Below are 6,626 nucleotides of genomic sequence, written 5' to 3'. Positions count from 1 at the left end.
GCGACTAACCAGCACCACGCTCACCCGGTTAATCGCACCGCAGAAGAACCCGCACAGCCCTGTCTATCGAGCACAACTGCCGGGCAAATAACCACCCGGTTAGTCGCACCGCAATTAGCCTCCGGTAGCGCCACTCCTTCGGCCTTAGCGCTGCGCGACTAACCAGCACCACGCCCACCCGGTTAGTCGCACCGCAGGAGAACCCGCGTAGCCCTGTTTATCGGACACAACTGCTGGGCAAACAACCACCTTCACTCGGCCTTAGCAATCTGAAGCTCGGAACCCACTTGTCCAGGCAAAGGAAGGTGATCTTTGGGCGCCGGTCAAAGGCCGCCTGGAGGAAAGTGCAGCATCAGAATCTAGAAGAGTCCACAACCAACAGCAGCCCAGAAGCCAAACATGTGATCCCTGCCAACTGATATCGGACCCGCCTCAAGCCCCCACATCCCCCAGTTATCCCCCAGTTATCCACTAGCTTGTGGATAGCCTCGGCGTGTTATCCACCGGTGGATTTTGGGCACCGGGCGCCAAAAGTTCTCCACAGAGGTTGTTCACACTGTGGATAATCACAAAGATGTAATTTACTGCCCAAGCGGCCAACAACCCCACAGTAATGGCCTCTAAAATGGGATTTTCCCGAAAATATCGAACAAACGTGCAGGTGGGGAAAACAGTGCACAGGTTTATCCACAGGCTGTGCACTAATTTTCCACTGGTGTAGATTCACCACATTCCACAGTTTTCCCCACAGCCTGTGGATAACTTTGGGGCTAAATCTACACACCTGGTGAATTACATAAATCTCTAAACAGCCACCACTGCGAAGCAGGCCGCAGCTAACACTGCTGACACCCCGAACCAACACACCCCAGAACGAGAAGAAATCACAAAACCCACCATCAGGACGCCTGTCAGTAGGCCTCCCAGGTGTCCCCACACGGATACCGACGCTGCCAAGAAGGTATAAGCCACGTTCACTGCGATCAGAATCAAGGGAGCGCGTAAATCACGTCCCTGGCGCAGACTCACGCCGACTAACAAAACCATGAGCGCGAAGATTGCGCCCGATGCGCCAGCTGTCGGTGTCAGATAGTCCATCCACAACACAGTTGCCGAAGCGCCGATCCCGCCGGTGAGAAAAACCATGACAAACAGTGGTGTGCCCGTATATCTCTCGATCTCTCGGCCAATCAGTGCCAAGAGGAATGAGTTGATCGCCAGGTGTCCCAAATCCACGTGCAAAAACACTGACCCAAGGGCGCGTAGCCAGTCAAAGCCATCAGCAGAGACCAAGGGACCCCATAACAGCCAACGATCGGCCAGGGCAGAATCAGAGAGATTGGCGGTAATCGAACGCGACTGCACTGCGGTGATCAGCCAAACAACGACCGCAGTCAGTGTGAACAGAGTGGTCGCGGGAGCATCCCGCCACCAGCGACGCAGATTTTTCAACAGAGGCTCCTGAAAATGAGAAAGCCCGCGCGGCGTTTCCTAAAGAAAACGCGGCGCGGGCTAGAAAAAGCCGAGAGGCTTATTCGGAGATGGTGACAGACTCGATAACAACCGGCTCGGTCGGGCGATCCATGCGGTCGGTGGGGGTCTTGCCGATGGCGTCGACGACCTTGCGGGACTCCGCGTCAGTGACTTCACCGAAGATGGTGTGGGCATTGTTCAGGTGCGGGGTCGGACCCACGGTGATGAAAAACTGCGAGCCGTTGGTGCCCGGGCCAGCGTTGGCCATGGCCAACAGGTATGCACGGTCGAAGCGCAGTTCCGGGTGGAACTCATCAGCGAACTGGTAGCCGGGGCCGCCACGGCCGGTTCCGGTCGGGTCGCCGCCCTGGAGCATGAAGCCCTCAATGACGCGGTGGAAGATGGATCCGTCGTAGAACGGTCCGGTCTTCTCGCCCTTGGCGTTAGCGGCCTTGTACTCCTTGGTGCCTTCAGCCAAACCGACGAAGTTTTCGACGGTGACCGGGGCATGGTTCCCGAACAGCTCGATGACGATGTCACCGCGGTTGGTTTTCAGTGTTGCGGTAGCAGTCTTATTAGTCATGCGAGCCATCCTAACGGAAACGAATTGATTAGAGACTTTCGACCACTAGGTCGCGAGCGAGAACCAGGTTGCGCAAGGCCGGCTCGACCTCAGCGTAGCCACGGGTCTTGAGGCCACAGTCCGGGTTGATCCAAAGACGCTCGGTGGGAACATTGACCAGTGCGGCCTTGATGAGCTCGGTGAGCTCAGCAACATCCGGGACGCGCGGAGAGTGGATGTCCCAGATGCCCGGGCCGATCTCGGAGTGGAAGGACTCATCCAAATCGGTGAGCAGCTCCATGCGGGAACGAGCGGCCTCGATGGAGGTCACATCGGCATCTAGACCAGCGACGGCGTCGATAATCTGGCCGAATTCCGAGTAACACAGGTGGGTGTGGATCTGGGTCTTCGGCGTCGCGTCGATGGAGACCAAGCGGAAGGAGCGCACGGCCCAGTCGAGGTAGGCCGGACGTGCAGTAGCGCGCAGGGGCAGCAGCTCACGCAGGGCAGGTTCATCGATCTGAATGATCTCGATGCCAGCTTCTTCAAGGTCCTTGACCTCGTCGGCCAATGCCAAGGCGATCTGATCAGCGGAGACGGACTTCGGGACGTCGTCACGAGTGAACGACCAAGCCAAGATGGTCACTGGGCCGGTCAGCATGCCCTTGACGTGCTTGTCGGAGAGGGACTGGGCGTACTTGGCCCACTCGACGGTCATGGCCTTGGGGCGCGAGACATCGCCGACGACGATCGACGGGCGGGTACAGCGGGAACCATAGGACTGGACCCAGCCGAACTCGGTGGTCACGAAGCCGTCGAGCAGCTCAGCGAAGTACTGAACCATGTCATTGCGCTCTGGCTCGCCGTGAACGAGGACGTCCAGGCCCAGGCGCTCCTGCAGCTCGATGACCTGACGAACTTCGTCCTTGAGGGCATCGACATACTGCTCATCGGTCAGCGAGCCGGCGCGGTGATCAGCGCGTGCCTTACGAATCTGCGGGGTCTGCGGGAAAGAGCCGATGGTGGTGGTCGGCAGCTTCGGCAGGCCGAGGACTTCCTGGGCGACAATGCGCTCAGCGAAGGCAGGCTGGCGAGCAACTTCGCCCTCAGGCAAAGCGGCAACACGATCCTGAACGGCCTGGTTATGGGTGCGAGCAGACTCCTTGCGGGTGCGCACTGCGCGGTCGGAGCGAGCAAAATCATCGGCAGCGGCGACGGTGCCCTCGTTGAGCGCGGTGGCCAGGGCCTTGGCCTCGCCGATCTTTTCATTGGCGAAGGAAAGCCAGCCGGCGACGTCGACCGGCAATGCGGTCTCCACGGCGACGGAATGGGGCACATGCTGCAAGGAAACAGAGGAAGAAACAGCGAGCTTTTCGACGCCGCCGTTCTTCAGCGCCTCGAGCACGCTCAGACGCTCGCGCAGATCGGCAGCCCAGATGTTGCGACCGTCGATAACGCCGGCGGCAAGGGTGATGTCGGTGCCGGCCACAGCAGCTGCAACGCGCTCGACATAATCGGTGTCAGCAGCCAAGGTGACCGGGGCAAGATCAACCTGGAGGGCCTCCGGAGCAACCTTGACCAAGGCGTCGAGGCCCTTGTGCAAGGAACCATAAGGAGTGCTCAGCAGGACCTGCGGACGGTTGCTCGCACCCAAGATGGTGCCGTAGGCAGTGGCAGCGTAGTCGGCCAGCTCTTCATCAGAAGCAACAGTCAGGTCAGCGACCAAAGCTGGCTCAGCCAGCTGGATCCACTCGACTCCTGCTTCGGCCAGTGCGGCAAGCACTGCCTGGTAAGCCTCGGTGAGCTCAGCCAGGCGGGTCAACGGATTAAAGTCAGCGCTGGAGCCTTCAGCCGGCTTCGACAATGCCAGCAGGGTAACCGGGCCGACGAGGAACGGACGAACGGTGTGACCAGCAGCCTTAGCCTCGGTAACGATATCGATGATGCGCTGTGCACGAGGGGTGATGGCACCGGTCTCGGTAACCTCGGGAACGAGGTAGTGGTAGTTGGTATCAAACCACTTGGTCATTTCCAGCGGTGCGCGATCAGCGTTGCCGCGAGCCAGTGCGAAGTACTCGACTAGATCGATCTGCTCATCGTCGCCGCCGATCAGTCCGACGGTTACTGCAGTCTCCAAGACCTGGTCATAGAGAGCAACATCGGCCGGGATGGCGTAGTCCTCACTCAGTCCCAGTTCACGCAGCCGTGCGTAATTATCCAAGCGAATGGAGTGCGCGGAGGAAGTAAAGGTCTCCTCATCAATGCGACCGGCCCAGAAAGACTCCAGTGCCTTTTTGAGCTCACGGTTAGCGCCAACGCGCGGGTAACCCTCGATGGTGAAGGTGGGGAAAGAAGTGGCAGACATTAGTTAGGAATACCTTTCGGGAAAATGTGCAGGTGAATGAAACCCAAACTGCTTTTCGCGGGGGCTCCCGGCGCCGGCAGTAGGTGGTTCGAGCCTCAACTTTGAAGTTGGGGTGCGATGCCTATGCGGCTAAGCAGTTGTTCGGTGACGTCGGATCTATTGAAGGTGTAGACATGCAGACCGCCAGCGCCAGCGTCAAGGACGGTCTGAGCGAGTTCGGCGGTGAGGTCGAGCCCGGTCTGGTGTTCGCCCTCCGGTCCTACTTCCTCCAACTGGCGAATAAGCCGGTCGGGGACGGTCAGCCCGGAGAGCTGGCCCATTCGGTGCAGTCTGCGCACCGAGGTCATGGGCATGATTCCCGGGATGAGCGGAATGCGTACTCCCGCCAACCGGGCGCGTTCCTGAAACCTCAGATAATCCTCCGCGTCGAAGAACAACTGCGTAATAGCGAAATCCGCGCCGCATCGTTGCTTGGCCAACAGAACATCAATGTCCTGATCAAGGTTGAGTGATTCGGCGTGGCCGCTGGGGTAGGCAGCCACCCCGATCGCCAGGCGACCGGCACCGAAACGTGCAGCTTGGTTACCTTCTAATTCTCGGATCAGGCGCACCAACTGGTCTGCATGAGCTAGATAGCCCTGAGGTAGTTCATGCTGTCCCTCTGCGAAATCACCGCGCAGAGCAAGCAGTCCCCTCACTCCGGCATCCATGAGCCGGTTAATCCAGCCGATAAGTTCCTCGCGGGTGCCAGCGGTGCAGGCTAAGTGCGCCAAAGTGCGCATCCTGGTGGTAGCGGAGATCTTGGAGATGAACTCTGCCGTGCCTTCCAACCAGCCCGAGTTCTGGGAGCTGGTGACAGAGACATAGTCCGGGTTATAGGACTCGAGGGTGGTCAGCAGCTCGGAGATAGCCTCTTGATCCGCATTGCGACGCGGGGGCATGACTTCGAAAGACAGAGCGGTACGGCGCGGAGCCGTAGCCCTGGGGGCCGAGAATCCAACGGTGTCCTCATTGTCGAAAGAATCCAACGGAGCAGAGGCTGAAAAACGCGAATTAGCGCGGTGACGTGGCATTGGCGCGTTCATGTGGCCTCCTTCTTGCTTCTCGTGGATTATTTCGGATGGGCAGAATGCCCGTTTGCTGAAGTGATTGCGAATGTAGCAAGCGAAGCGTTCACGGAGGGTATTTTTTGGATTGGTATTATCTGTCAAAATACTCTCAACCAGCAACAATCAGCCTAGCAAAAGGTGAATATAAATAATTACGAATGAACGATTTTCACCTAAAAATGAACCAAGCTGTCCATTTTTTTTCACCCCTTTAGAAAACTCGACGCATTACACCCGTCGGGGGCTCTAAATTTGCCATGCTTCCCAGCCGTATCCCCGGTTAAATAGCTAGGCTGGTCGGCAGAGAAGCAACCAGTCAGCCAAGGAGTCCCAGTGAAAAACGCATCAGCCAAAATGGCTTTGTCCACGGCGTCCGCCGCCTACCGCCGCGTCAAGAACTACCGCGAGGAAAAAGCTCGCGAGGCCTATGACCGGCTCGCCGAGGCCGCTTCAGGTTTTGATTTCGATCAACTACAGCAGCGCTCCTCAGATTTGCTCGACGATTCCCGCAGAGAGGCCGGCAATGTCACCCGCGCGGCTCGAGTCCGCTTGGACAAGGCGCTTGAAGAATTGGAAGCACACCGCGAGGAGGCTGCAGATAAGGCTGGAAAGGGACTCAAAAAAGCAAAGAAGAACCTGCCGGTGAAAGAAAAGCCGGCCAAGGCCACATCCCGAAAGGGTCGCTTCGGAAAAGTCGGCCTCCTGGCATTACTGCTGGGAGCAGCTGGTGGCGCAGCCTACTACTGGTTGAATCGTCGCCCGGAGCCAGGTGAGACCCCGCCGAGCATCCAGGACTTCCTTGGTTCTGCTGCTGATGAGACCGGGGAAACCACCACCGAGTCCACTCTGGTCTATTCCACCTCGACCCCCACCGATGGCTCTGAGCAGACTGCCGGGCCACTGGCCGAGGACCCAGCAGTACGCGATGAAGAACTGTTGAACTCGCTCGAGGAGCAGCTAGAAAAGCACCGCTCTGCCGCCCTGGATGAGGCTGGCGAGGACCAGGATGAGTCGCCGACTACCGCCGATGATGCAAGCGAAGAAACTGAAGAGACCGAAGAAAAGGACTCTAAGGCCTAATCCAGCCCGAGCCGCCGGGAAAGCGCTAGAACATCCA

5 protein-coding genes are annotated in these 6,626 nt (G+C 58.4%); 1 reads left to right on the top strand and 4 read right to left on the bottom strand.

Features of this window, described 5'->3' with window-relative positions; genetic code table 11:
- Positions 1-804: 804 nt before the first annotated feature.
- The 4 genes from C5L39_RS09780 to C5L39_RS09765 form a co-directional block, all read right to left on the bottom strand.
- Positions 805-1,452 carry a rhomboid family intramembrane serine protease gene (locus tag C5L39_RS09780; RefSeq protein WP_245974970.1) on the bottom strand — a complete coding sequence of 216 codons (648 nt, stop codon included), beginning with the start codon at positions 1,450-1,452 and terminating at the stop codon, positions 805-807.
- A 79-nt stretch (positions 1,453-1,531) separates the two neighbouring features.
- Positions 1,532-2,056, bottom strand: a complete 525-nt coding sequence (locus C5L39_RS09775; RefSeq protein WP_123048722.1) for a peptidylprolyl isomerase — start codon at positions 2,054-2,056, stop codon at positions 1,532-1,534.
- Positions 2,057-2,084: 28 nt separating this feature from the next.
- On the bottom strand, positions 2,085-4,400 hold the full coding sequence (gene metE / locus C5L39_RS09770; RefSeq protein ID WP_123048721.1) for a 5-methyltetrahydropteroyltriglutamate--homocysteine S-methyltransferase: 2,316 nt from the start codon (positions 4,398-4,400) through the stop codon (positions 2,085-2,087).
- A gap of 95 nt (positions 4,401-4,495) precedes the next feature.
- A complete protein-coding gene (locus C5L39_RS09765; protein ID WP_123048720.1) occupies positions 4,496-5,485 on the bottom strand; it encodes a methylenetetrahydrofolate reductase in 990 nt (329 codons plus the stop codon).
- 357 nt (positions 5,486-5,842) lie between these two features.
- Here C5L39_RS09765 and C5L39_RS09760 point away from each other — a divergent pair, with 357 nt between their 5' ends.
- On the top strand, positions 5,843-6,589 hold the full coding sequence (locus C5L39_RS09760) for a hypothetical protein (protein WP_126268755.1): 747 nt from the start codon (positions 5,843-5,845) through the stop codon (positions 6,587-6,589).
- The last annotated feature ends 37 nt before the right edge of the window (positions 6,590-6,626 follow it).

The sequence above is a fragment of the Corynebacterium alimapuense genome (genome assembly GCF_003716585.1).
Classification (GTDB): Bacteria; Actinomycetota; Actinomycetes; order Mycobacteriales; family Mycobacteriaceae; genus Corynebacterium; species Corynebacterium alimapuense.
The sequence above is the reverse complement of the archived record's forward strand: the minus strand, read 5'-3'. Positions and strand labels throughout refer to the sequence as shown.

Coding starts and splice junctions, on each gene's coding strand:
- C5L39_RS09775 (WP_123048722.1), bottom strand. CDS start 2,056: ATGACTAATAAGACTGCTACCGCAACACTGAAAACCAACCGCGGTGAC.
- metE (WP_123048721.1), bottom strand. CDS start 4,400: ATGTCTGCCACTTCTTTCCCCACCTTCACCATCGAGGGTTACCCGCGC.
- C5L39_RS09765 (WP_123048720.1), bottom strand. CDS start 5,485: ATGAACGCGCCAATGCCACGTCACCGCGCTAATTCGCGTTTTTCAGCC.